At 40.5% G+C, this 395-nt stretch carries 1 protein-coding gene; it reads left to right on the top strand.

All coding sequences use genetic code 11. The features are described 5' to 3' along the window. Positions 1-145: 145 nt before the first annotated feature. Positions 146-395, top strand: a 250-nt coding sequence (locus AOA60_RS33675) for a hypothetical protein (protein ID WP_218240978.1), incomplete at its 3' end; no start/stop codon positions are given.

Below are 395 nucleotides of genomic sequence, written 5' to 3'. Positions count from 1 at the left end.
GTTTAGAACAGGGTGCAATCCAAAATACTGACCGTCCTCTTGATTTAGCTCTAATGGAGCAAGGGTATTTCTTTGAAATATCCCCTACAGAAGACGGGACGCGACGATTCACTCGAGATGGTGCTTTCTATTAAGTCCATCTGATGTGGAGGGGGAGAATTTCCTCGTTAATCAAAATGGGGATTATGTATTATCGGAAGCAGGTACTCGTATTTCTTTACCTTCTAGGTATCAAGATATTAGAATTACTGAGACTGGTACGATATATATAACGGATTTAGAGGGCAATGAGGAACAAGTTTCTCAGTTACAACTCGTACAAGTAACGAAGCCACAGCTAATGGTTGCTTCAGGTGGAAATAACTTTGTTTTTCCAAACCTAGAGGAACTTGATC

The sequence above is a fragment of the Pseudomonas sp. 2822-17 genome (assembly GCF_002742485.1).
GTDB lineage: Bacteria > Pseudomonadota > Gammaproteobacteria > Pseudomonadales > Pseudomonadaceae > Aquipseudomonas > Aquipseudomonas cyclaminis.
The sequence above is the reverse complement of the archived record's forward strand: the minus strand, read 5'-3'. Positions and strand labels throughout refer to the sequence as shown.